This is a genomic window from Kitasatospora viridis (genome assembly GCF_007829815.1).
GTDB lineage: Bacteria > Actinomycetota > Actinomycetes > Streptomycetales > Streptomycetaceae > Kitasatospora > Kitasatospora viridis.
The window spans coordinates 256,228-279,969 of sequence record NZ_VIWT01000002.1; the positions used below are offsets into that span (position 1 = coordinate 256,228).

Consider the following 23,742-nt stretch of genomic DNA (forward strand, 5'->3'; position numbering starts at 1 on the left):
ATGCTGCTGCCCGTCATCACCGCTTCGGTGCCGCTGCTGGAGCCGCCCGGTTGGGCCGTCGCCCAGCGCGAGCTGTTCGACCTGCTCGACCGCGCCTGGCGCCGCTTCGCCCTCGACTACACCGACCCGGACGGGAGCCTGCGCTACCGCGACCGGCTCACCAGCCGCGACGGCGCCGACGACTTCTACGAGGTCTTCTTCAACTGGCCCCAGCTCTACCTGCTCGGCGGCGCCGAGGACCTGCTCGCGGCGTCCGAGCGCCACTGGGAGGGCGTCACCGAGCAGCTCACCGAACTCGGCATGCTGCAGGACGAGTACGAGCGCGGCTACGACTGGTTCCACCAGGGCGAGAGCCAGCTGCTGCTCTACTTCCTGTCGATGGCCCGGCCCGAGCGCTGGACGGCGCGCGCCCGGCGCTTCGCCGAGCTGTACGTCGACCCGAAGCACGGCAACTACGACCCGGAGCACCGGATCGTCCGCCGCCCGCACCCGGGCAGCGATCCCGAGCGCGCGGGCGTGTTCGACGGCGACAGCTACCCGTGGCTGCCGCAGGAGGCCGAGATGTACGGCCACCCACTCACCTGGGTGCTGCCGGCCGGCGCCCCCGAGCCCGAGCCGGGCAACGACCCGCGGCTCGGCGAGGAGATGCGCCGCCGGGCGGGCGTCGGCGACACGGCCGTCAACCTGGCCTCGGCCGGCCTGGTGTTCAACGCCTTCCTGCTGACCGGCGAGCAGCGCTACCGGGACTGGATCACCGAGTACGTCGGCGCCTGGCGGGCGCGGGCCGCCGCGAACGACGGCATCATCCCCGACAACGTGGCCCCGGACGGCACCGTCGGCGGGCTGCACGAGGGCCGCTGGTACGGCGGGCACTACGGGTGGTCGTGGCCGCACGGCTGGCTCAGCATCGGTCCCGCGGCGGCCGTGGCCGCGCTCGCGGCCTCCCAGGTCACCGGGGACGAGTCCTACCTCGACATGGTCCGTCCCGCGCTGGACGAGGTCATCTCGCACGCCAAGACGATGCCGTTCACGGAGGCGGACTCCAGCCTGCAGTCCAGGTGGCGGGTCGAGCTGGCCGGCGAACTGGACACCCCGGTGCTGCACGTGCCGTTCCGTCACAAGGACGAGGGCTGGTTCGACTACAACCCGATGGTGCTCTCCGTCCCGGTCGCCCTGTGGCACCACTCGGCCGACGACGCGGACCGCGAGCGCCTGGAGGGCCTGCGCGCGGCGGCCGGCCACGACTGGAGCACCGTGCGGCCGTTCCGCGGCAAGGAGGAGGCCGGCCACGAGCAGCCCTGGTTCGCCTACCTGGCCGGGGACGACCCCGACTACCCCGAGCGGATCCTGGCCGCCGCCCAGGCCCAGGTGCGCCACCGCCTGTCGCGGATGGAGCTCTACCGGGGCAAGGACGTCCCCGAGGCCGACATCCACCTGTGGCAGCAGTCGAACCCGGTGGTCACCGAGGCGCTGGTCCAGCTGACCTGGGGCGGCCCGCAGGTGATCTACGGCGGGGGACTCCAGCAGGCCCGGGTGCGCTACTACGACGCCCACGAGCGGCGCCCCGGACTGCCGGCGACGGTTGCGGCGCTGGTCTCCAGCATCGACCCGCGGGAGACGGTCATCGACCTGGTCAACCTCGACCCGGAGTACCCGCGTTCGGTGATCGTGCAGGCCGGCGCGTTCGCCGAGGACACCATCCGCTCGGTGCGCCACACCGCCTGCCAGGACCCGTCCTGGATCGGCGGCCTGTACGACTACGGCCACCGCGAGCCGGGGGTGGTCAGCGAGTCGGTCACCGTGGACGGCCCCTGGCTGCGGGTCGAGCTGCCCCGGTCCAGCCGGATCCGGCTGACCCTGGAGCTGGAGCTGCGCACCCGGCAGCCCTCCTACCGCACGCCGTTCGACGGAACGACGCCGTTCGACGGAACGACGGCGTTCGACGGGACGGACGGCGGGAGCGCCTCGTGACGGACCGTCAGCAGGGCGAGCCGGTGGTCCTCGACGCGCACGTGCACCTGTGGGACCCGAGCGCCATGGACTACCCGTGGCTCAACGAGGCCCCGGCCCTGAAGCGCGCGTTCGACGCCGACGACTTCGCCGCGGTGCTCCCCGAGCCCGCCGACGTGATCGTGGTCGAGGCCGGGCGGCACCCGCACGACGCCGCCGCCGAGGTCGAGTGGGTGCGCGCCCAGGCCGTCACCCGGCCGTGGATCCGCGGCATCGTCGCCGAGGCCCCGGTGGAACTGCGCTCCCGGGCGGTCGAGGTGATCCGCCGTTACGCCACCGACCCGTTCGTGCTCGGGGTCCGGCGCAACGTCCAGGACGAGCCCGCCGGCTTCACCACCGATGAGCAGTTCCGGGCGGGCGTGCGCCTGCTCGGGGAGCACGGGCTGCCGTTCGACGCCTGCGTGCGGGACCACCAGCTGGCGGAACTCGCCGCGCTCGCGCAGGCCTGCCCGCAGACCACGCTCGTCCTGGACCACCTGGGCAAGCCCGCCGCCGCCGACCCGCCCGACCCCGCGTGGCGGCAGGCACTGCGCGAGCTGGCCCGGCACGACAACGTGGTCTGCAAGCTCTCCGGCCTGGCCACCGAGGCCGCGCCGGGCACCGCCCGCCCGGCCCTGCTCGCCACCCTGCGCGAGGCCCTGCAGACCTTCGGACCCGACCGCTGCCTGTTCGGCGGCGACTGGCCCGTCATGACCCTGGCCACCGACTACCAGCAGTGGCTCGACCTGGTGCGCGAGGCGCTGGCCGACCTGCCGACGGCAGAGCGCCACGCCGTGCTGCGCACCACCGCCGAGCGCGTCTACGGACTCGCCGGCCACCACACCCCGGAGGAAGCCCGATGAGGCGCGTCGCCCAGATCACCAGGCTGCGGCCCGAGAAGCGCGAGGAGTACCTCGCCCTGCACCGCGAGGTGTGGCCCGCCGTCCAGGCGGCGATCCGCGCCGCCAACATCCGCAACTACAGCATCTTCCTGCACGGCGACATCCTGGTCGGCTACTACGAGTACCACGGCGAGGACCTCGCAGCCGACCTCGCCGGCATCGCCGAGGACGCGGAGACCCGCCGCTGGTGGACGCTGACCGACCCGTGCCAGCAGCGCTGGGCGGATGCCGACGCCGAGCCCGGCACCGGCCCGTGGACCGACCTGCCGGAAATCTGGCACCTCTCCGAGGAGACCGAGTGAACGCCCCCATCGCCGTCCGAGCCCCTCTTGCCGTCCGCTATGCCGGTGCCCGCACCCTGGACGTCGCCCCCGGCAGCTCCGAGGCCCCCGGCCCCGGCGAGGTCCAGCTGGCCCCCGAGTACGTCGGCATCTGCGGGACCGACCTGCACATCTTCCACGGCGACATGGACGCGCGGGTCAAGACGCCCGCCGTCATCGGGCACGAGATGGCCGGCCGCGTCGTGCAGGTCGGCCCTGAGGTCGAGGGCTGGCAGCCCGGCGACCTGGTGACGGTCATACCGCTGCGCTGGGACGGCACCTGCCCGGCCTGCCGGAAGGGCCATCAGCACGTGTGCCAGCAGCTCGACTTCATCGGCATCGACTCCCCGGGAGCGATGCAGCAGCGCTGGACGGTGCCCGCCAGCACGCTGGTCCGGCTGCCGGAGGGCATGCCGCTGGACCACGCCGCGCTGGTCGAGCCCACCGCGGTGGCCGTGCACGACGTCGGCCGGGCCGGCGTCCAGGCCGGCGAGCGGGTCGTCGTGGTCGGGGGCGGCCCGGTCGGCGTCCTGATCGCGCTGGTCGCCCGGGCCCAGGGCGCCGAGGTGCGGGTGGTCGAGCTCAGCGAGCACCGGCGCAAGCTGGCGGCCGAGCTGGGCCTGGCGGTCTGGAACCCGGCCACCGAGGACGTGCCCGAACTGGTGCGGCAGTGGACCGGCGACGCCGGCGCCGATGTCGCCTTCGAGGTCTCCGGCGCCGCCAACGGCGTCGAGACGGCCATCGAGGTGCTGGCGGTGCGCGGCCGGCTCTGCCTGGTCGCGATCCACCCGAGCCCCCGGGTGGTCAACCTGCACCGCTTCTTCTGGCGCGAGCTGACCCTGGTCGGCGCCCGCCTGTACGACCGCGGCGACTTCGAGCGCGCGGTGGAGCTGCTCGCCGACGCAACGATCCCCGCCGCCGCGCTGATCACCGGGACCGTGCCGCTGGCCCGGGCGCAGGAGGCCTTCGAGGCCCTGGAGGCGGGCGGGAACGTCATGAAGATCCTGGTGGACTGCACCGGGACGGACGAGGAGAGCGCCGCGTGAACGCCTTCGACCTCACCGGCCGGCTCGCCGTCGTCACCGGTGCCAAGCGCGGGATCGGCCGCTCCATCGCCCGGGCGCTGGCCGAGGCCGGGGCCGACGTGATCGGCGTCAGCGCCACCCTGGCGGAGAGCGGCAGCGCGGTCGAGCAGGACGTCACCGAGGCGGGCCGGAAGTTCGAGGCGATCCGCTGCGACTTCGCCGACCCCGCCGCGGTCCGCGCCCTGGCGGACGACCTCGCCGCCCGGGAACGGCCGGTGGACATCCTGGTCAACAACGCCGGCACGATCCGGCGCGCCCCCGCGGCCGAACACCCGGACGCCTACTGGGACGAGGTGCTCCAGGTCAACCTGAGCGCCCAGTTCACGCTGACCCGCGCGGTGGGCGCCGAGATGGTCCGGCGCGGCGACGGCAAGATCATCTTCACCGCGTCGCTGCTCAGCTTCCAGGGCGGCATCACCGTCCCGGGCTACGCCGCCGCCAAGCACGGCATCGCCGGCCTGACCAAGGCGCTCGCCAACGAGTGGGCGCCGCACGGCGTCAACGTCAACGCGATCGCCCCGGGCTACATCGCCACCGACAACACCCAGGCGCTGCGCGACGATCCGGCGCGCAGCAGCGCGATCCTGGACCGCATCCCGGCCGGGCGCTGGGGCGCGGGCGAGGACATCGCGGGCGCCGCGGTCTTCCTCGCCTCCCCGGCCGCCGGGTACGTGAACGGCGTCGTGCTGCCGGTCGACGGCGGGTGGCTGGGCCGATGACCAGCGCGATGAACGCAGCGATCACCGGCGCGACGACCGGCCCCGACCCGGCCTGGCACACCGGACCGCGGATCCTGCCCGTGCTGACCGTGCCCTCGGCCACCACGGCCGAGCCGCTGGCCGACGCGCTGGTGCGGGCCGGCGTGGGCACGGTCGAGGTCACCCTGCGCACGCCGGAGGCACTGGAGGCCCTCCGGCGGATGGCCGCCCACGGCGGCCTCACGGTCGGCGCCGGCACCGTGCTGACCCCCGAACAGGCCGAGCGGGCCGTCGCGGCGGGAGCCTCGTTCGTCGTCTCGCCGGGCCTGGACGAGGACGTCCTGACGAAGTGTCAGGAACTCGGCGTGCCGGTGGTCCCCGGCATCGCCACGGCCAGCGAGCTGATCCGCGCGCTGCGCGCCGGGATCGGCACCGTCAAGCTGTTCCCCGCCGAACTCGTCGGCGGGCCGGCCCTGGTGCGCAACCTGGCCGCGCCGTTCCCCGGCGTGCGGTTCGTGCCCACCGGCGGCATCGGCCCCGAGTAGCTGGGCTGCTACCTCGCCCAGCCCACCGTGCTGGCCGTCGGCGGCAGTTGGATGGCGCCCCTGGACGCGCTGGCGCGCGGCGCGTACGACGAGATCGAACGGCTGGCCGCCGAGGCCGTGGCGCAGTGCCTGACCTGACCAGCCCAGTACCCCACAGGAAGGAGAGGCCAGTGCGGCAGCGAACGATCGCCGGCACGCCGGTCGCCCTGACCGAACTCGGCTTCGGCGCCGCGGTCATCGGCAACCTCTACCGCGCCACCACGGACGAGGAGGCGGCGGCCGCCGTCGCCGCGGCCCGGGACCACGGCATCCGCTACTTCGACACCGCCCCGCACTACGGACTCGGGCTCTCCGAACGGCGCCTGGGCGCCGCGCTGCGGGAGCGCCCGCGCTCGGAGTACGTCGTCTCCTCCAAGGTGGGCCGCCTGCTCGTGCCGAACGAGCGGCCCACCGGGACGGACAGCGAGGGCTTCGCGGTGCCCGACGACCTGCGCCGCCAGTGGGACTTCAGCCGCGACGGCGTGCTGCGCTCCGTCGAGGAGACCTTGGCGCGCACCGGGCTGGACCGGATCGACATCGTCTACGTCCACGACCCGGACGACCACTGGCGCCAGGCCGCGGACGAGGCGATGCCGGCCCTGGCCGAGCTGCGGGACCAGGGCGTGGTCGGCGCCATCGGCGCCGGGATGAACCAGTCCGCGATGCTCGCGCGCTTCCTGCGCGAGACCCCCGCCGACGTGGTGATGCTCGCCGGCCGCTACACCCTGCTCGACCAGTCCGCGCTGGACGACGCGCTGCCGGCGGCGGAGGAGTTCGGCAAGGCCGTGGTGGCCGTCGGCGTCTTCAACTCCGGCCTGCTGTCCCGCCCGTGGCCGGCCGAGGGGATGAAGCACGACTACCAGGACGCCCCGGTGGAGCTCGTCGAGCGGGCGCGGGAGATCGCCCGGGTGTGCGAGCGGCACGGCACCAGCCTGCCGGCGGCCGCCATCGCCTTCCCGCTGACCCACCCCGCCGTGGTCAACGTGACGCTGGGGATGCGGACCCCGGAGCAGGTGCGGGGCAACGCGGAGCTGCACGACCGGCCCGTGCCGGAGGCGCTCTGGCAGGAGCTGGCCGAGCGCGGCCTGATCCGCGCCGAGGCGGTGCTGAAGAAAGTCTGATCGGAGCGGCAACCTTTCGGCGCCGGGCGGCCACTTGGGGGTGAGAGGCGAGGGTGAGCCGCAGTCAGCTCACCCCGCCCCGGCCGAATCCACGCACTCCGATCGGGAGCCATCCGTGTCACCTGACGACTCGACCACCGCCGCCCAGCCCGCGTCCCAAGGCCGCGCCGCCCGCCGCAACCGCACCCCGCGCCGCCTCGCGGCGGGGGCGGCGGCCGCCCTGCTGGCCGGGGTCGGCACGGGCACCCTGGCGCCCGTGGCGAGCGCCGCGTCGACCGTCGCCGTCACCGTCGACGCCGGCACCTCGCTGGGCACCGTGCCCAGCACCGGTGTCGGCCTCAACACGGCCGTCTACGACCCCAACATGAACGACCCCAAGGCGTCCTCGCTGCTGAAGGCCGCCGGCATCCAGGAGCTGCGCTACCCGGGCGGCTCGGACGCGGACGGCTACCACTGGCAGAGCCGCACGCTCGCCGAGAACGGCTGGGTCGCACCGGGCACCGACTTCGACAGCTTCATGGCCAACGCGAAGTCGATCGGCGCGCAGCCGATCATCACCGCCAACTACGGCTCAGGCACGCCCCAGGAGGCTGCCGACTGGGTCAAGTACGCCAACGTCACCAAGGGTTACGGCGTCAAGTACTGGGAGATCGGCAACGAGGTCTACGGCAACGGGCACTACCAGAACGGCAACGGCTGGGAGTACGACACCCACGCCGACAAGAGCCCGACCGAGTACGCCAACAACCTGGTCGCCTACGCGCAGGCGATGAAGGCCGTGGACCCGACGGTGAAGATCGGGGCGGTGCTCACCACCCCGGGCGGCTACCCGGACGGGACGGTCGGCGCCGGTGACAGCGCCGACTGGAACAACACCGTGCTCTCCATCGCGGGCAAGTCGATCGACTTCGTGATCGTGCACTGGTACCCGGGCGGCACCGGCGCGGCCGACCTGCTGAACACCCCCGACCGGATCCCCGGAATCACCTCCGCGCTGCGCTCGCTGATCGCCAAGTACGCCGGTGCGCGCGCCGCTTCGATGGAGATCGCGGTCACCGAGACCGACGGCGACTTCTCGCCCGCCAAGACCAGCCAGGCCGCGGCGCTGTACGCGCCCGACACCTACATGAGCTGGTTCGAGCACGGCGCCGTCAACGTGGACTGGTGGGACCTGCACAACGGCCCGGGCAAGCCGAGCACCGTCAACGGCGAGACCGACTACATGGACGAGGGCGTGCTCTCCTCCGGGACCTGCACGGGTGGCAGCCCCTGCGAGCCGGCCCTCGAAACGCCCTTCCCCACCTACTGGGGCATCCGCTCGCTGACCGCGCTGGCCCACCCCGGCGACACCATGGTCAAGTCGTCCTCGGCGAACGCGTCGGTGGCCGTGCACGCGGTACGCACCGCGAACGGCGGCCTGAACGTGATGCTGATCAACAAGGACCCGCAGAACGCGGCCCAGGTGTCGCTCTCCTACGCCGGATACACCCCGGCGCCGGGTTCGGTCACCACCGTCTCCTACACCAAGGGCGCGACCGACCTGACCACGGCCGAGCAGGGCACGGCGGCCGGCCAGACGCTGCCGCCGTACTCGATCACCACGCTGCAGCTCAAGCCCGCCTCGACGACCAGCGCGGGCAGCCCCTCGCCCGCCGCCCCGTCGACCGCGCCGGCTCCCGCCCCCAGCGCCGCCGTGCCGGTGCCCTCCGCCGGCAGCTCGGTGGGCAGCCGCGCCCAGTCCGAGGCCGGCGGCGCCGTCGGCCGGCCCGCCCAGGGCAGCGCGGCCCCCACACCGAGCGCCAAGCCGACCACGACCAGCACGGCCGGCGGCCTGGCCTTCACCGGCATGGGCCCCGGGGTCCTGTACAGCGCCGTCGGCGGCCTGATCGCCGTCTCGGCGGGCTCCGTGCTGGTGCTGCGCGGCCGTCGCCGCAAGGGCGCGCACGGCAAGTGACGCCCCGTCAGGCTCCGAGGCTCTGAGACGGAACCGGCCGTCCCTCCCGCGCGTTCGTCCGACGGGTCTTCGAGCGGGCCTTCGAGTGAGTCTGCCAGGGAGGGAACGTGTCGCATCCGGGGTATCCGCCGGTACGGGTGCCGGGTCGCGGAGCGAGCTGGTACCGGGGGGACTGCCACGTCCACTCCGTCCACTCGGACGGTGAGCTCACCCCCGCCGAGCTGGTCCGCCAGGCGCGGGCCGCCGGGCTCGACTTCCTTGCGACGACCGAGCACAACTCCGCCGCCGCGCCAGGTGTCTGGGTGCAGCCGGCCGGCGACGACTTCCTGGTGGTGCTCGGCGAGGAGGTGACCACCGGGACCGGTCACTGGCTGGCCCTCGGGACCGCGCCCGGCGAGGTCGTCGACTGGGACTACCGGGTCCGGGACGGCCTGGTGGACCGGGCGCTGGACCAGGTGCACCGGGCGGGCGGCCTGTGCGTGGCCGCGCACCCGCACGCGCCGTACCCCTCGGGCGAGTTCATGTACCCGTTCGAGGGCTTCGACGCGGTGGAGGTGTGGAACGGGCTGTGGAGTTCGGACCGGCCCTGGAACGCCGACAACGAGGCGGCCCTGGCCGAGTGGGGCCGCGGCCTCGCCGCCGACCTGCTCCGCTCGGGCCGCTGGCGCCCCGCCATGGGCAACAGCGACACCCACCTGGACGGCCAGCTCGGCATCCCGCAGACCGTGGTCTTCGCCGAGGAGCTGAGCACGCGGGCCGTGCTGGCCGGGATCCGCGCGGGCCGCAGCTGGATCGCCGAATCGGCCGAGGTGGACGTCGCGTTCACCGCCCGCGCCGGCGGACGCACCGCCGGAGTGGGCGAACGGCTCGCCACCCGGGGCGAGTTGGTCGACGTGCGGGCGGTGGTGCGGGGCGTGCCGTCGGGGACCGTCAGCTTCCACACCGACGGCGGGAAGGTGCACCGCGCCTCGCTGCCCGGCGACGGCGCGGGCAGCGTGCGCTGGCGGACGACGGCGCAGGACTCGGCGTTCGTCCGCATCGAGGTCCGCGCTCCCGACGGACAGGTCGCCGCGCTGACCAACCCGGTGATCCTGACGTAGCTTCGAATATTTCGGTCCCCTTGCCGATCGCCGGCCCCGGACCCTAGCGCCCCACCGGTGGCGCCGCGGTGCTGCTGCGCTCCACCAGGGTGGTCGCCAGCTCCACCCGCAGGGTGCTCGGGCGGGTGCCGCGGGCCAGGTCGAGCACCATGCGGGTGGCCACCTCGGCCATCTCGGTCAGGGGTTGGCGCACCGTGGTGAGGGGTGGGCCGACCCAGCGGGCCAGGGGGAGGTCGTCGAAGCCGACGACGCTCAGGTCGTCGGGGATCCGCAGGCCGAGTTCGCGGGCGGCCTGGTAGAGGCCGAGCGCCTGGAGGTCGTTGCCGGTGAAGACGGCGGTGGGCCGGTCCGGGCCGCGCAGCAGTTCCAGCCCGGCGCGGTACCCGGCCTCGTGGTGGAAGTCGCCGTCGCGCACCAGGGCCGGGTCGAACGGCACGCCGGCTGTCTCCAGCGCCGCCCGGTAGCCGTCGACCCGGGCGCGGCTGCACATCATCCGGGCCGGGCCGGCGATCACCGCGATCCGCCGGTGGCCCAGCTCCAGCAGGTGGCGGGTGGCCGCCAGGCCGCCGTTCCAGTTGGTGGCCCCGACCGCCGGCACCTCCTGGCCCGGGTCTCCGGCCGGATCGACCACCACGAACGGGATGTCACGGCTGGTCAGCTGCTCGCGCTGGACCCGGTCCAGGCCGGAGAGCACCAGCACCACGCCGGTGGGCCGGCGGGCCACCACCCCGTCCACCCAGGACTGGCCGGGGCTGAGCCGGCCGGAGGACTCGGAGAGCACCACGGAGAGCCCGGCCTCGCGGACCACGTTCTCCACGCCCCGGATCACCTCCATCGCCCAGGGGCTCTCCAGCTCGTGGAAGACCAGCTCCAGCAGCGGTGCCGCGTGGCCGGTGGCGCGCCGGCGGCGGTAGCCGTGCCGGCGCAGCAGCTCCTCGACCCGCTCCCGGGTGGCGGGCGCGACATCCGCCCGGCCGTTGAGCACCTTCGAAACTGTCGGAGCCGAGACCCCTGCCTCGCGGGCGATCTCCGCCAACGTCGCCGTTCCGGTCACTGCTGCCTCCCCCTCCGACCCTGCCTGCGAATTCGCGCTTCCTGAACGCTTCACGGGAGGGATGGTAGCCCCTGGGGGGCCTGAAACGGCAGCAGGCCGGTTCGTGCGCCAGGCCTTGACGGGGCGTCAGTGCGGCCCTACGTTTCCCACAACATTCGCCAGTTGCTCCGAAACTGTCGGAGTCAAGCTGTCGAAGCCGAACTATTGAAGGACTGAGGCGATGACACGTTCCTCGACCCCCCTTCGCACCACCGCCGCGGCCGTCGCCTGCACGACCGCACTCGCCCTGCTCACCGGCTGCGGCTCGGGCGGCGCCGGCGGTTCGGCGGGCGGCTCCGGCGTGATCCACGTGCTGGTCTACGGGGACGCGGGAAACACCGTCGAGAAGAGAATCGTCGACACGTTCAACAAGACCTCCAAGGTCAGGGCCGTGCTCGACACCATCCCCGGCGCGGACTACCAGACCAAGCTGCAGACCGTCATCACCACGCCCCAGGCCCCGGACGTCTTCTTCGACTGGGGCGGCGGCAGCATCGCACCCTTCGTCAAGGCCGGCCTGCTGATGCCGCTGGACGACATGATCGCCAAGGACCCGGCCCTGAAGGCGGACTTCCTGCCCTCGGTGTTCAACACCGCGGTGATCGACGGCAAGTCCTACGGCATCCCGATGCGCGGCACCCAGCCGGTGCTGCTCTTCGACAACAAGAAGGTGCTCGCCGACGCCGGGCTGACCCCGCCCACCACCTGGGACCAACTGCTGAGCGAGGTGCACGCGCTCAAGGCGAAGGGGACCACCCCGATCGCGCTCGGCGGCGGCGACCAGTGGCCCACCCTGATGTGGTTCGAGTACCTCTTCGACCGGGTCGCCGGCCCGGGCCTGTTCCAGCGGGCCGTCGGCGGCGACAAGCAGGCCTGGGCCGACCCGGCCAGCCTCAAGGCGCTCGGCATGCTCAAGCAACTCGTCGACGCGGGCGCCTTCGGCACCACCTTCGACTCGGTCAAGTTCACCGACGGCGGCTCACCCGCCCTGCTGGCCAAGGGAAAGGCCGCGTTCGAGCTGATGGGCTCCTGGGAGTACGCCACCCAGCAGACCGCCGACCCCGACTTCGCCAAGGACCAGCTCGGCTACAGCGCCTTCCCGAGCGTGCCCGGCGGCCAGGGCGACCCGAACGACCTGGTGGGCAACACCAACAACTTCTACTCGGTGCGCAGCACCACCAAGTACCCGGACGCCGTGGCCCAGTTCCTCAAGCTGATGTACTCCGACGACTTCGTCAAGGCGCAGCTGGCCATCGGCAACCTGCCGACCACCACCAACACCCCGGACTTCCTGGCGGGTTCGGCGAACCCGGCCTACTCGAAGTACCAGTACGACCTGGTGAAGCAGGCCCCGTCCTTCCAGCTCTCCTGGGACCAGGCCTACCCGCCGGCCGCGATGACCCCGATGCACCAGACCGTGCAGCGGTTCCTCGACGGCCAGTTGGACGCCAACGGCTTCGTCCGCGCCATGCAGGCGCTCCCCACTCCCTGAGCGAGGTGGTGACCGATGACCCGTTCACCCGCGCCCGGCCCCGCCGGCCTGACCCGGCCCGGCCTGCTCTGGGCGCTGCCCGCCACCGCCTTCTTCGCCGCGTTCGCCCTGGTGCCGCTCGCCCTGGTCGCCGTGCTCTCCTTCACCACCTGGAACGGCGTCGGCGCACCGCGCGCCGCCGGGCTGACCAACTGGACGGCCCTGCTGCACGATCCGGTGATGCTCAAGAGCCTGTGGCTGAGCGCCCTGCTCACCCTCCTGGGCGTGCTGCTGCAGACCCCGATCAGCCTGCTGCTCGGCGTCTGGGCGGCCGGCCACCAGCGCAACCGGGCGATCCTGTCCGCCATCTACTTCGTGCCGCTGCTGCTCTCCGCCACCGCCGTCTCGGTGCTCTGGCGGGCGCTGCTGGACCCCAACTTCGGCCTGCCCGCCCAGGCTCCCTGGCTGTTCGGCGACGGCAACCTGCTCGGCAGCCGTGACGGCGCCATCGGCGTGCTCGCCTTCGTCGGCGCCTGGCAGTGGACCCCGCTGCACACGCTGATCTACCAGGGCAGCGCCCGCGCCGTCCCACCGGTGCTCTACCAGGCCGCCGCCATCGACGGCGCCGGCCGGGCCCGGCAGTTCTGGCACGTCACGCTCCCGCAGCTGCGCACCACCATGGTCACCTCGACGGTGCTGATGGTGGTCGGCGGACTGACCACCTTCGACACCGTGCTGATCCTCACCCAGGGCGGCCCCGGCACCGAGACCACGATCAGCGCCTACTACATGTACCAACAGGGCTTCAAGAACTTCGACTTCGGCGGGGCCTCGGCCATCGCGCTGGTGCTGGTGCTGGTCGCGACCGTGGTCTCGCTGGCCATGGTGCGGCTGTCCGGCTACGACGCCATGCGCGCCGGGGCGGAGGGGATCTGATGGCCCGTCACCGAACGCGCGGGCCGGTCCGCCCCAACTACCTGGCCGGGCTGGGCTCGCTGGTCTGGCTCGGCGTCGTCGGCCTGCCGCTGTACGTGCTGCTGATCACCACCCTGCGCACCCAGTCGGACTACTCCACCAACGGCCCGCTGACCTTCCCGAAGCGGCTGACCCTGGGCAACTACGCCGACGCCCTGTCCAACGGCTTCGGCCAGGACCTCGTCAACACCTGCACGGTCACGGTGAGCGTGGTCGCCCTGGTGCTACTGCTGGTGCCGCCCTTGGCGTACACCATCGTGCGCAGCCGCCGCCGCAGCGTCCGCACCGTGTTCCGGGTCTTCCTGCTCGGGCTCGCGGTCCCGGCCCAGGCGGTGATCGTGCCGATGTTCTACCTGATCAGCAAGGCCGGCCTGTACGACGACCTGACCGGCGTGGTGCTGCCCACCGCGGCCTTCTCGCTGCCGATCTGCACCCTGATCCTCACCGGGGCGATGCGCGACATCACCCCCGAGCTCTACGAGGCGATGGCGGTCGACGGCGCCTCACCGTGGCGGGTGTTCTGGCAGCTGGTGCTGCCGCTGTCCAAGGGCGGGCTCTCCACCATCGTGGTGTTCGCCTCGCTCCAGGCGTGGAACGGCTTCCTCTTCCCCCTGGTGCTCACCCAGTCGGACTCGACCAAGGTCATCACCCTCGGCCTCTACAGCTTCCAGACCGAGCACGGGGTCGACGCGCCCGGCCTGCTCAGTGCCGTCGTGCTGTCGATGCTGCCCGTGCTCGGCGTCTACCTGTTCGCCCGCCGCGCCCTGGTCCAGGGGCTGATGGGGGTCGGCGGAAAGTGAGGGAACCCATGGAGGACGACGCCAAGCCCTGGCGCGACCCGTCGCTCGACCCGCAGGCGCGGGCCGACGCGCTGATCGCCGCCATGACGACGCGGGAGAAGATCGCCCAACTGGTCGGCGTCTGGGTCGGAGCCGGCGCCGACGGCGGTGAAGTCGCCCCGCACCAGCACGAGTTGTCTGAGCCGGTGGCCCTCTCGGAGCTACTGCCGGACGGGCTCGGCCAGTTGACCCGCCCGTTCGGCAGCGCACCGGTCGACCCCGCCCTCGGCGCGCTGTCACTGGCCCGCTCGCAGCGGCGGATCGCCGCCGCCAACCGCTTCGGCATCCCGGCGCTGGCCCACGAGGAGTGCCTGGCCGGGTTCGCCACCTGGGGTGCCACCGCCTACCCCGTCCCGCTCTCCTGGGGCGCCACCTTCGACCCGGAGCTGATCCACGAGATGGCCGCCGCGATCGGGCGGGACCTGCGCTCGGTCGGCGTCCACCAGGGCCTCGCCCCGGTGCTCGACGTGGTCCGCGACGCCCGCTGGGGACGGGTGGAGGAGACCATCGGCGAGGACCCCTACCTGGTCGGCACCATCGCCACGGCCTACGTGCGGGGCCTGGAGTCCGCCGGGATCGTCGCCACCCTCAAGCACTTCGCCGGCTACGCCGCCTCCCGGGCCGGCCGCAACCTCGCACCCGTCGCGATGGGCCCGCGCGAGCGCGCCGACACCGTGCTGCCCCCGTTCGAGATGGCCGTGCGGGAGGGCCGGCCGCGCTCGGTCATGCACGCCTACACCGACACCGACGGCATCCCCTCCGCCGCCGACCCGGACCTGCTCACCGGGCTGCTCCGCGACCAGTGGGGGTTCACCGGGACGGTGGTCGCCGACTACTTCGGCATCGCGTTCCTCAAACTGCTGCACGGTGTCGCCGCCGACTGGACCGAGGCCGCCGGGACTGCCCTGGCCAGCGGGGTGGACGTGGAGCTGCCGACCGTCAAGACCTTCGGACAGCCGCTGCTGGACGGCCTGCTGGTCGGACGGATCGACGAGGCGCTGGTCGACCGCGCGCTGCGCCGGGTGCTGGCGCAGAAGGCGCAGCTCGGACTGCTCGACCCGGACTGGTCCCCGGTGCCGAGCGCACTGGCCGGCCTGGGGAGTGACGTGCGCGGGCGGATCGACCTGGACGGTCCCGCCAACCGCGCCCTCGCCGAGCGGATCGCCGAGGCGGCCGTGGTGCTGGTGCGCAACGACGGCACCCTCCCGCTCGGCCGGCCGCGTCGGATCGCCGTCCTCGGACCGAACGCGGACACCGCGCAGGCGCTGCTGGGCTGCTACTCCTTCCCGGTGCACGTCGGCAGCCAGCACCCCGAGGTGCCGCCCGGTATCGAGCTGCCCACCCTGCTGCGGCGGGTCCGGGAGGAGTTCCCGGACGCGGACGTGGTCACCGCGCCCGGCACCGGCATCGACGACGGCGACACCGCCGGCCTCGCCGAGGCGGTGGCGGCGGCCCGCGGCGCGGAGCTGGCGGTGCTCGCGCTCGGCGACCGCGCGGGCCTGTTCGGGCGCGGCACCAGCGGCGAGGGCTGCGACGTCGAGTCCCTGGAACTCCCGGGGGCACAGCGGCAGTTGCTCGACGCGGTGCTGGACACCGGCACGCCCGTGGTGCTCGTCCTGCTGGCCGGCCGCCCCTACGCGCTCGGCCGGGCGGTGACCGGGGCGGCCGCCATCGTCCAGGCCTTCTTCCCCGGCGAGGAGGGCGCCCGCGCGGTCGCGGGCGTGCTGAGCGGCCGGGTGAACCCGTCGGGCCGGCTGCCGATCGGCATCCCGGCCCGGCCCGGAGGCCAGCCCGCCGGTTACCTGGCCCCCCGGCTCGCCCAGGCCGGCACCGTCTCCAGCGCCGACCCGACGCCGGCCTACGGCTTCGGGCACGGCCTGAGCTACACCGAGTTCACCTGGTCCGCGCCCGAGGCGACGTGCGACCGCACCGACACCGCCGGGCAGTTCGAGCTGCTGCTGACGGTCGCGAACACCGGGCGGCGGGCCGGCCACGAGGTGGTGCAGCTCTACCTGCACGACCCGGTCGCCTCGGTGGTCCAGCCGGTGCAGCGGCTGATCGGCTACCACCGCCTCGCCCTGGCGGCGGGGGAGCGGGCCCGGCTGCGGATCACCGTGCCGGCGGACCTGGCCGCCTTCACCGGCCGGGCCGGGCGGCGGATCGTCGAGCCCGGCGAGCTGGAGCTGCGGCTGGCGGCCTCCAGCACCGACCTGCGGCACGCGGTGCCGCTCCACCTCACCGGCCCGGTCCGCGAGGTGGACCACGAGCGGCGGCTGCACTGCTCCGTCCGGGCCCTTCCCGCCTCCCGGGCCGAGTGACGCAAGGGCAGCGGGCGGATGCCGCACCTAGGCTGGCGGACGGGCTCCGGAAGCCGGTTCCGGCCCGCCCGGCTGCTCGGACGGAGGCGCGGCGCGTGGAGACGGTCGGCAGGCAGGATGCGCCCACGGCGGTCGTCGTGGTGGACCCGGGCGGTGTGGTGAGCGGCTGGAGCGAGGGCGCGCAGCAGCTGCTCGGCTGGACGGCGCGGGCGGCCGTCGGGCGGCCCGTCGCCGACCTGCTGGTCGACCCGCCGCCGGGGTTCCCCGAAAGCTGCGCGACCGGCCCCGACCCCGTCGGGTCGATGACGTTCCGTCACCCGGACGGCTCCACCGTGGACGCGGTGGTGACGGTCCATCCGCTGCACGGCGCCGAGGGCCGGATCCTGGGCCGCGCCGTCACCGTCCAGCGCTGGGACCGCCGCCCGGTGATCGCCGACCGGGCCTTCGAGCAGTGCCCGTTCGCCCTCGGCGTCTACGACCCCGAGCTGCGGTTCCTCTGGATGAACGCGGTTGCCGGCTCCGTGATCGCGCACACGGAGGAACAGGTGCTCGGGGAGAAGTACCGCGAACTCTTCCCGGAGCTCGACGGCCTGGCGTACACGAACAAGCTCTCCGAGGTGGCCAGGACGGGCGAGCCCGCGCGACTCATCACCGTCTTCCGCCCGCGCGGCAGCAACTACGCCAACGCCTGGGCCACCAGCATGTGGCCGGTGCGCGACGCCGAGGGCCGGGTCCGCGCGGTCGCCAACTGGGGCTTCGACATGAGCGCCGAGTACTGGGCCCGGCAGCGCCTGCTCATCCTCGGCGAGGCCAGCAGCGGCATCGGGCAGACCCTCGACGTGGTCGGCACCGCCGAGGAACTGGCCAGGACCTCGGTGCCGGGCTTCGTCGACCAGGTCACCGTCGACCTCTTCGAGGAGGTGCTCAGCGGCGAGGAACCGCCCCTGTCGGCGACGTTCACCCTGGAGGGCACCGTCGCGCTCCGGCGGGTCGGCCGGTACGGCGCGAAGGAGGACGCCGACCGGCGCGCCGAGCCCCCGCCGCCGATCAACTACTCGCCGAACTCCGTCGCGGCCCGCTGCATGGCCGCCGGCCGGTCCACGGTGCAACTCGCCGTCGAACCCGGCCCGGGCGGCGAGTGGGGCTTCGGCCCGGGCCTCGCCGCCGACCCGGCCCACTGGCCGCCGGGCAACCCGGTGATCGACGGAACCCTCGGCGCGGTCGGGCTGACCGGCCGGATCATCGTCCCGCTGATGGCACGCGGCGCCCTGCTCGGACTCGCCACCTTCGCCCGCGGCGACCGGCCCGAGGCCTTCACCGCCGACGACCTGATCCTCGCCGAGGAACTGGCCGCCAAGGCCGCCGTCGCCATCGACAACGCCCGCCGCTACACCCGCGAGCACACCACCGCGCTGACCCTGCAACGCAGCCTGCTGCCGCACCGGCTGCCCGGCCACGAGGCCGTCGAGGCGGCCTCCCGCTACCTGCCCGCCGGCGCCGGCGCGGGGGTCGGCGGCGACTGGTACGACGTCATCCCGCTCTCCGGCGCCCGGGTCGCGCTGGTCGTCGGCGACGTCGTCGGCCACGGCCTGCACGCCTCGGCCAGCATGGGTCGGCTGCGCACGGCGGTGCGCACCCTGGCCGACGTCGACCTGCCGCCGGACGAACTGCTCACCCACCTGGACGACCTGGTGCTGCACCTGCCGGGCAACCTCCAGCCCGAGGACGGTACCGAGTCGGCCGGCGAGTCCGGCGCCACCTGCCTGTACGCCGTCTACGACCCGGTCTCCCGCCGCTGCACGCTGGCCAGCGCGGGTCACCCGCTGCCGCTGGTCATCGCGCCGGACGGCACCAGCGTCCCGGTCCCCGCACGGCAGGGCCCTCCGCTCGGCGTCGGCGGGTTGCCGTTCGAGGCGACCGAGCTCGAACTTCCCGAGGGCAGCCTGCTCGCCCTCTACACCGACGGACTGGTGGAGAACCGCGAGCGCGACGTGGACCAGGGGATCGCCGACCTGCTCCGGCTGCTGACCGGGCCGGCCGCCACGCTGGAGGACCTCTGCGACACGGCGATGGACGCCATGCTGCCCGACCACCGCACGGACGACGCCGCACTGCTGCTCGCCCGCACCCGGGCGCTGGACCCGGAGCACGTCGCGGACTGCGCGATCGAGCCCGACACCGCGAGGGTCGCGGACGCGCGGAAGTTCGCCGCCGAACGGCTGCGCGCCTGGGGCCTGGAGGAGCTGGAGTTCGTCACCGAACTGGTCGTCAGCGAGCTGGTCACCAACGCCATCAAGTACGGCGCGCCGCCGATCAGGCTGCGGCTGATCCGGAACACCGCGCTGATCTGCGAGGTCTCCGACGCCAGCGACACCAGCCCGCACCTGCGCCGGGCCCGCGACGTCGACGAGGGCGGCCGCGGCCTGATGCTGGTCGCCCAGCTCACCCAGGGCTGGGGCACCCGGCACAGCACCAACGGCAAGACGATCTGGTGCGCCCAGACGATCGAGACGACGTAGCGTCAGCCGCCCGCGTTGTTGGCCCAGAGCGCGGGGTCGTCCACGTTCTCCGCGGTGACCAGCGGTGCGGGCAGCTGGTCCTCCAAGCCGTTGGGCAGGGCGATGATGGTGGAGCCGTGGTCGGTCGGGCCGGGCTTGAAGACCGTGCCGGCCGCGGCGGCCTGGGCGTAGGACAGCGCGTACTTGGCGTACAGGTCGGCCGGCTGACTGACCGTGGCGTCGATCTCGCCCGTGCGGATCGCGTCGAGCTCGGCGGGCGTGCCGTCGGCGGACACGATGGCGATGTGGCCCGGGCGGCCGACCGGTTGGAGCAGGGCCTTCTGCTGGAGCAGGGTCAGCACGGGCGGCAGGAACGCCCCGCCGGACTCCAGGTAGACGGCGTTCAGGTCCGGCGTTCAGGTCCGGGGTGGCTGGCCCGGGAGGCTCGGCAGCGGCGAGCCCTCCAAAAGTCATCGGATGGATCGCGGTAGGCAGGACCCTACGAATTGGCAATGCTCCTGACAAGGGGAGAGGTCTGACGATTCGTAACCGTGACATCGCGGGTCGTGACCGATGGCGAGACGAGGCGTTTACTCACCTCGTTGAGATCGAATGGTGGCCCCCGGGGGCCACGGATCGGGATAGACATCGGACGAATCCTTGCGGTGGTGACGAGGGCACTCGTATTGTCGGAACGTGCCGATAGATCGGATGTATCTAACGGCTCGCGTGTTGAGCGTTCACAACGACGCGCTCGGCACGCCAGGCACCGCCCACCGCGTTCGGCGGCGGTGGCCTTCGGAACGTGAGGAGATTCGGACATGAAGTTGATGCAGCTCGGCAACCCCGGGGCCGAGACGCCGGCGGTGCTCGCCGAGGACGGGCGCACCTACGCGCTCTCGGGGCTGACCGGCCGGATCGACGGTGCCTTCCTGAGCGGGGGCGGCGTCGAGCGGGTCCGCCAGGAGCTCGCCGCCGGCGCCCTGCCGCTGCTGCACCCGGAGGGCCTGCGGGTCGGAGCGCCCATCGCGCGTCCCGGCAAGGTGGTCTGCATCGGGCTCAACTACCGCGACCACGCCGAGGAGACGGGTGCGGCGATCCCGCAGCGCCCGGTCGTGTTCATGAAGGACCCGGCGACCGTGGTCGGCCCCTACGACCAGGTCCCGATCCCGCGCGGGTCCGTCAAGACGGACTGGGAGGTCGAGCTCGCCATCGTCATCGGCCGCCGCGCCCAGTACCTGGCCGACCCGTCCGAGGCCCGCGGCGTGATCGCCGGCTACGCGATCAGCAACGACGTCTCCGAGCGCGAGTTCCAACTGGACTACTCCGGCCAGTGGGACCTCGGCAAGTCCTGCGAGGCCTTCAACCCGCTCGGCCCCTGGCTGGTAACCCCCGACGAGGTCGGCGACCCGCAGGCGTTGGGCCTCGGCCTGGCGGTCAACGGCGAGGTCCGCCAGGCCGGCAACACCAAGAACATGATCTTCGGGGTCGAGCACGTGGTCTGGTACCTGAGCCAGTACATGGTGCTCAACCCGGGCGACGTGATCAACACCGGCACCCCGGCCGGTGTGGCGCTGGGCCTGCCCGGCAACCCCTACCTGCGCGAGGGCGACACCGTCGAGCTGTCCATCGACGGCCTCGGCACCCAGCGCCAGACTTTCGTCAACGCGTGAAAGGCACCACGTTGTCCGTGATCACCGCCATCGACACCTACGACATCCGGTTCCCCACCTCGCGGGAGCTGGACGGGTCGGACGCGATGAACCCCGACCCCGACTACTCGGCCGCCTACGTCGTCCTGCGCACCTCGGACGACGGTGCCGAGGGCCACGGCTTCACCTTCACCATCGGCCGGGGCAACGACGTGCAGGTCGCCGCGATCCAGGCGCTGAGCGGCCACCTGGTGGGCCGGTCGGTCGAGGAGGTCTGCGCGGACCCCGGGGCGGTCTCCCGCGACCTGATCGGCGACAGCCAACTGCGCTGGCTCGGCCCGGAGAAGGGCGTGATGCACATGGCGATCGGCGCCGTGGTCAACGCCGTCTGGGACCTGGCCGCCAAGCGCGAGGGCAAGCCGCTGTGGCAGCTGCTCGCCGACGCCGAGCCCGAGTGGCTGGTCTCCCAGATCGACTTCCGCTACATCAGCGACGCGCTGACTCCTGACGAGGCGTTGGACCTGCTGCGCCGGGGCCAGGAGGGTGCGGGCGAGCGGGCCGAGGAGCTGCTGCGGCGCGGCTACCCCGCCTACACCACCTCGCCCGGCTGGCTCGGCTACTCCGACGAGAAGCTGACCCGGCTGGCCGAGCAGGCGGTGGCCGACGGGTTCACCCAGATCAAGCTGAAGGTCGGCGCCGACCTGGCCGACGACGTCCGCCGCTGCCGCGCCGCCCGCGCCGCCGTCGGCCCCGACGTGCGGATGGCGATCGACGCCAACCAGCGGTGGGGCGTCGGCGAGGCGATCGAGTGGACCAACGCGCTGGCCGAGTTCGACCCGTACTGGATCGAGGAGCCCACCAGCCCCGACGACATCCTCGGCCACGCCGCCGTCCGCGCGGGCGTCGCGCCGATCAAGGTCGCCACCGGCGAGCACGTGCAGAACCGGGTCGTCTTCAAGCAGCTGCTCCAGGCGGGCGCGATCGACGTGCTCCAGCTGGACTCGGCCCGGGTGGCCGGGGTCAACGAGAACCTGGCGATCCTGCTGCTGGCCGCCAAGTTCGGCGTCCCGGTCTGCCCGCACGCCGGCGGCGTGGGCCTGTGCGAACTCGTCCAGCACCTGTCGATGTTCGACTTCGTCGCGCTCTCCGGCACCACCGAGAACCGGGTGATCGAGTACGTCGACCACCTGCACGAGCACTTCCTGGACCCGGTGGTGGTCGAGGCCGGCCACTACCGGGCACCCACCCTGCCGGGCTTCTCGGCCGAGATGGACCCGGAGACCATCGCCACCTTCGAGTACCCCCACGGCGCCTTCTGGACCGCCGACCTCGCCGGCCTCGCCGGAACGGAGGTGCCCGCGTGAGCGCGCACGACCTCGACGGTCTCAAGGCGGTGGTCACCGGCGGCGCCTCGGGCATCGGCCTGGCCACGGCGGAGCTGTTGAGCGCGCGCGGTGCCCAGGTCGCCGTGCTCGACCTCGACCCGAGCGGCCTCACCGCACCGCTGCTCGGCTTCACCGCCGACGTCAGCGACGACGCCTCGGTCCGCGACGCGGTGGCCGGCGCGGCCGAACGCCTGGGCGGCATCGACATCCTGGTCAACAACGCCGGCATCGGTGCCACCGGCACGGTGGCCGACAACCCCGACGAGCAGTGGCACCGGGTGCTGGACGTCAACGTGCTGGGCATCGTGCGGGTGAGTCGGGCCGCGCTGCCGCACCTGCGGAACTCCGCGCACGCCGCGATCGTCAACACCTGCTCGATCGCCGCCACCGCCGGGCTGCCGCAGCGCGCGCTGTACTCGGCCAGCAAGGGCGCGGTGCTCTCGCTCACCCTGGCGATGGCCGCCGACCACGTGCGCGAGGGGATCCGGGTGAACTGCGTCAACCCCGGGACGGTGGACACCCCGTGGGTCGGCCGGCTGCTCGACGGTGCGGCCGACCCGGCGGGGGAGCGGGCCGCGCTGAACGCCCGTCAGCCCACCGGCCGACTGGTCACGGCCCAGGAGGTGGCCGCCGCCATCGCCTACCTCGCCTCCCCGGCCGCCGCCAGCACCACCGGCACCGCCCTCGCGGTCGACGGCGGCATGGCCGGCCTGCGCCTGCGGCCGGAGTCGACATGACGATCCGTCAGCGGCGGCTCGGGAAGAGCGCGGTGGCGGTCACCGAACTCGCCTTCGGGGGCGCGGCGATCGGGGGCCTGTTCACCCCGGTCGGTGACGCGCAGGCGGAGGAGGCGGTGGACGCCGCCTGGGCGGCCGGGATCCGCTACTTCGACACCGCGCCGCACTACGGGCTCGGACTCTCCGAGAACCGGCTGGGCGAGGCGCTGCGCAGTCGGCCACGCGCGGCGTACGTGCTCTCCACCAAGGTCGGCCGGATCCTGGAGCCGACTCCCGGCGCCGCCGGTGACGACCTCGACAACGGGTTCGCCGTGCCGGCCAGCCACCGCCGGCGCTGGGACTTCACCGCCGTCGGGGTGCGCCGCTCCATCGAGGAGAGCCTCAACCGGCTCGACCTCGACCGGATCGACATCGTCTACCTGCACGACCCCGACGACCACGCCGAGCAGGCCCTCGACGAGGCCTACCCCGAGCTCCACCGGCTCCGGGACGAGGGCGTGATCGGTGCGATCGGCATCGGGATGAACCAGGCCGAGCTGCCCGCGCGCTTCGTCCGCGAGACCGACATCGACGTGGTGCTGCTGGCCGGCCGCTACAGCCTGCTCGACCAGCGCGGACTGGCCGACCTGCTGCCGGCGGCGGCCGAGCACGGGGTGTCCGTGGTGGTGGGCGGGGTCTTCAACTCCGGCTTGCTGGCCGACCCCGGGCCGGGAGCCACGTACGACTACGCGGCGGCGCCCGCGGAGGTGCTGACCCGGGCGCTGCGGCTGAAGGAGGCCTGCGAGCGGCACGAGGTGCCGCTGCGGGCGGCCGCGCTGCAGTTCCCGTTCGGGCACCCGGCGGTGGCGGGCGTGCTGGTCGGCCTGCGCAGCGCCGGGCAGGCCGAGGACGCCGCGGCGATGCTCAGGCACCCGGTGCCGGCGGTGCTGTGGGACGAGCTGCGGGAGCTGGAGCTGCTGCCGGCGGACGTGCCGACGCCGGGGGAGGCACGGTAGCGGTGCGGGGTGGATCGCCGTGTGGG

19 protein-coding genes and 1 pseudogene are annotated in these 23,742 nt (G+C 73.4%); 18 read left to right on the forward strand and 2 right to left on the reverse strand.

The genetic code is table 11. The annotated features are described in order from the left end of the window. The 9 genes from FHX73_RS28400 (at window position 1) to FHX73_RS28440 (ending at window position 9,753) form a co-directional block, all read left to right on the forward strand. Window positions 1-1,971 carry a DUF8034 domain-containing protein gene (locus FHX73_RS28400; RefSeq protein WP_211786357.1) on the forward strand — a complete coding sequence of 657 codons (1,971 nt, stop codon included), beginning with the start codon at window positions 1-3 and terminating at the stop codon, window positions 1,969-1,971. Then, on the forward strand, window positions 1,968-2,852 hold the full coding sequence (locus FHX73_RS28405; protein WP_145908746.1) for an amidohydrolase family protein: 885 nt from the start codon (window positions 1,968-1,970) through the stop codon (window positions 2,850-2,852). The genes FHX73_RS28400 and FHX73_RS28405 overlap by 4 nt, the downstream gene beginning before the upstream one ends. Beyond that, window positions 2,849-3,193, forward strand: coding sequence for an L-rhamnose mutarotase (locus FHX73_RS28410; RefSeq protein WP_145908747.1), 345 nt, complete (start codon window positions 2,849-2,851; stop codon window positions 3,191-3,193). Before FHX73_RS28405 ends, FHX73_RS28410 begins: the two co-directional genes overlap by 4 nt. Beyond that, window positions 3,190-4,257 carry a zinc-dependent alcohol dehydrogenase gene (locus FHX73_RS28415; protein WP_246213928.1) on the forward strand — a complete coding sequence of 356 codons (1,068 nt, stop codon included), beginning with the start codon at window positions 3,190-3,192 and terminating at the stop codon, window positions 4,255-4,257. The genes FHX73_RS28410 and FHX73_RS28415 overlap by 4 nt, the downstream gene beginning before the upstream one ends. After that, window positions 4,254-5,015 carry an SDR family oxidoreductase gene (locus tag FHX73_RS28420; RefSeq protein WP_145908748.1) on the forward strand — a complete coding sequence of 254 codons (762 nt, stop codon included), beginning with the start codon at window positions 4,254-4,256 and terminating at the stop codon, window positions 5,013-5,015. The genes FHX73_RS28415 and FHX73_RS28420 overlap by 4 nt, the downstream gene beginning before the upstream one ends. 8 nt (window positions 5,016-5,023) lie before the next feature. Further along, window positions 5,024-5,539 carry a bifunctional 4-hydroxy-2-oxoglutarate aldolase/2-dehydro-3-deoxy-phosphogluconate aldolase gene (locus tag FHX73_RS28425; RefSeq protein ID WP_342795331.1) on the forward strand — a complete coding sequence of 172 codons (516 nt, stop codon included), beginning with the start codon at window positions 5,024-5,026 and terminating at the stop codon, window positions 5,537-5,539. Window positions 5,540-5,709: 170 nt separating this feature from the next. After that, window positions 5,710-6,699 (forward strand): aldo/keto reductase, encoded by a 990-nt coding sequence (locus tag FHX73_RS28430; protein ID WP_145908749.1) that lies wholly within the window; start codon window positions 5,710-5,712, stop codon window positions 6,697-6,699. A 115-nt stretch (window positions 6,700-6,814) separates the two neighbouring features. Beyond that, window positions 6,815-8,653 carry a cellulose-binding protein gene (locus FHX73_RS28435; protein WP_246213929.1) on the forward strand — a complete coding sequence of 613 codons (1,839 nt, stop codon included), beginning with the start codon at window positions 6,815-6,817 and terminating at the stop codon, window positions 8,651-8,653. Between the two features lie 137 nt (window positions 8,654-8,790). Beyond that, window positions 8,791-9,753, forward strand: a complete 963-nt coding sequence (locus tag FHX73_RS28440; RefSeq protein WP_145908750.1) for a CehA/McbA family metallohydrolase — start codon at window positions 8,791-8,793, stop codon at window positions 9,751-9,753. Window positions 9,754-9,796: 43 nt separating this feature from the next. Here the strand turns inward: FHX73_RS28440 and FHX73_RS28445 are convergent, their stop codons facing one another. After that, the gene (locus FHX73_RS28445; protein ID WP_145908751.1) at window positions 9,797-10,807 is read right to left on the reverse strand and encodes a LacI family DNA-binding transcriptional regulator; all 1,011 of its coding nucleotides are present in this window, start codon (window positions 10,805-10,807) and stop codon (window positions 9,797-9,799) included. Window positions 10,808-11,027: 220 nt separating this feature from the next. On the opposite strand from FHX73_RS28445, the gene FHX73_RS28450 reads away from it, so the two are divergent. The 5 genes from FHX73_RS28450 (at window position 11,028) to FHX73_RS28470 (ending at window position 18,968) form a co-directional block, all read left to right on the forward strand. Then, entirely contained in the window at window positions 11,028-12,338 is a 1,311-nt protein-coding gene (locus FHX73_RS28450; protein ID WP_145908752.1) for an extracellular solute-binding protein, read from the forward strand. A gap of 15 nt (window positions 12,339-12,353) precedes the next feature. Next, window positions 12,354-13,253 carry a carbohydrate ABC transporter permease gene (locus FHX73_RS28455; protein ID WP_145908753.1) on the forward strand — a complete coding sequence of 300 codons (900 nt, stop codon included), beginning with the start codon at window positions 12,354-12,356 and terminating at the stop codon, window positions 13,251-13,253. Beyond that, window positions 13,253-14,092 (forward strand): carbohydrate ABC transporter permease, encoded by an 840-nt coding sequence (locus tag FHX73_RS28460; protein WP_145908754.1) that lies wholly within the window; start codon window positions 13,253-13,255, stop codon window positions 14,090-14,092. The genes FHX73_RS28455 and FHX73_RS28460 overlap by 1 nt, the downstream gene beginning before the upstream one ends. A gap of 8 nt (window positions 14,093-14,100) precedes the next feature. Next, window positions 14,101-16,449: a beta-xylosidase/alpha-l-arabinosidase gene (locus tag FHX73_RS28465; RefSeq protein ID WP_145908755.1), complete on the forward strand. Its 2,349-nt coding sequence runs from the start codon at window positions 14,101-14,103 to the stop codon at window positions 16,447-16,449. 95 nt (window positions 16,450-16,544) lie between these two features. Then, the gene (locus FHX73_RS28470) at window positions 16,545-18,968 is read left to right on the forward strand and encodes a SpoIIE family protein phosphatase (protein ID WP_145908756.1); all 2,424 of its coding nucleotides are present in this window, start codon (window positions 16,545-16,547) and stop codon (window positions 18,966-18,968) included. A gap of 2 nt (window positions 18,969-18,970) precedes the next feature. Here the strand turns inward: FHX73_RS28470 and FHX73_RS28475 are convergent. Beyond that, a pseudogene (locus FHX73_RS28475) lies at window positions 18,971-19,360 on the reverse strand (sugar ABC transporter substrate-binding protein); the annotation flags it as partial. 408 nt (window positions 19,361-19,768) lie between these two features. On the opposite strand from FHX73_RS28475, the gene FHX73_RS28480 reads away from it, so the two are divergent. Genes FHX73_RS28480 through FHX73_RS28495 form a run of 4 tightly spaced genes read left to right on the forward strand, consistent with a single transcriptional unit; the run spans window position 19,769 to window position 23,716 of the window. After that, window positions 19,769-20,620 (forward strand): fumarylacetoacetate hydrolase family protein, encoded by an 852-nt coding sequence (locus FHX73_RS28480; RefSeq protein WP_145908758.1) that lies wholly within the window; start codon window positions 19,769-19,771, stop codon window positions 20,618-20,620. Between the two features lie 17 nt (window positions 20,621-20,637). Further along, window positions 20,638-21,963, forward strand: a complete 1,326-nt coding sequence (locus FHX73_RS28485) for an L-fuconate dehydratase (RefSeq protein ID WP_246213930.1) — start codon at window positions 20,638-20,640, stop codon at window positions 21,961-21,963. After that, window positions 21,960-22,721 (forward strand): SDR family NAD(P)-dependent oxidoreductase, encoded by a 762-nt coding sequence (locus FHX73_RS28490; protein WP_145908760.1) that lies wholly within the window; start codon window positions 21,960-21,962, stop codon window positions 22,719-22,721. The genes FHX73_RS28485 and FHX73_RS28490 overlap by 4 nt, the downstream gene beginning before the upstream one ends. After that, the gene (locus FHX73_RS28495; RefSeq protein WP_145908761.1) at window positions 22,718-23,716 is read left to right on the forward strand and encodes an aldo/keto reductase; all 999 of its coding nucleotides are present in this window, start codon (window positions 22,718-22,720) and stop codon (window positions 23,714-23,716) included. Before FHX73_RS28490 ends, FHX73_RS28495 begins: the two co-directional genes overlap by 4 nt. Window positions 23,717-23,742 lie beyond the last annotated feature (26 nt).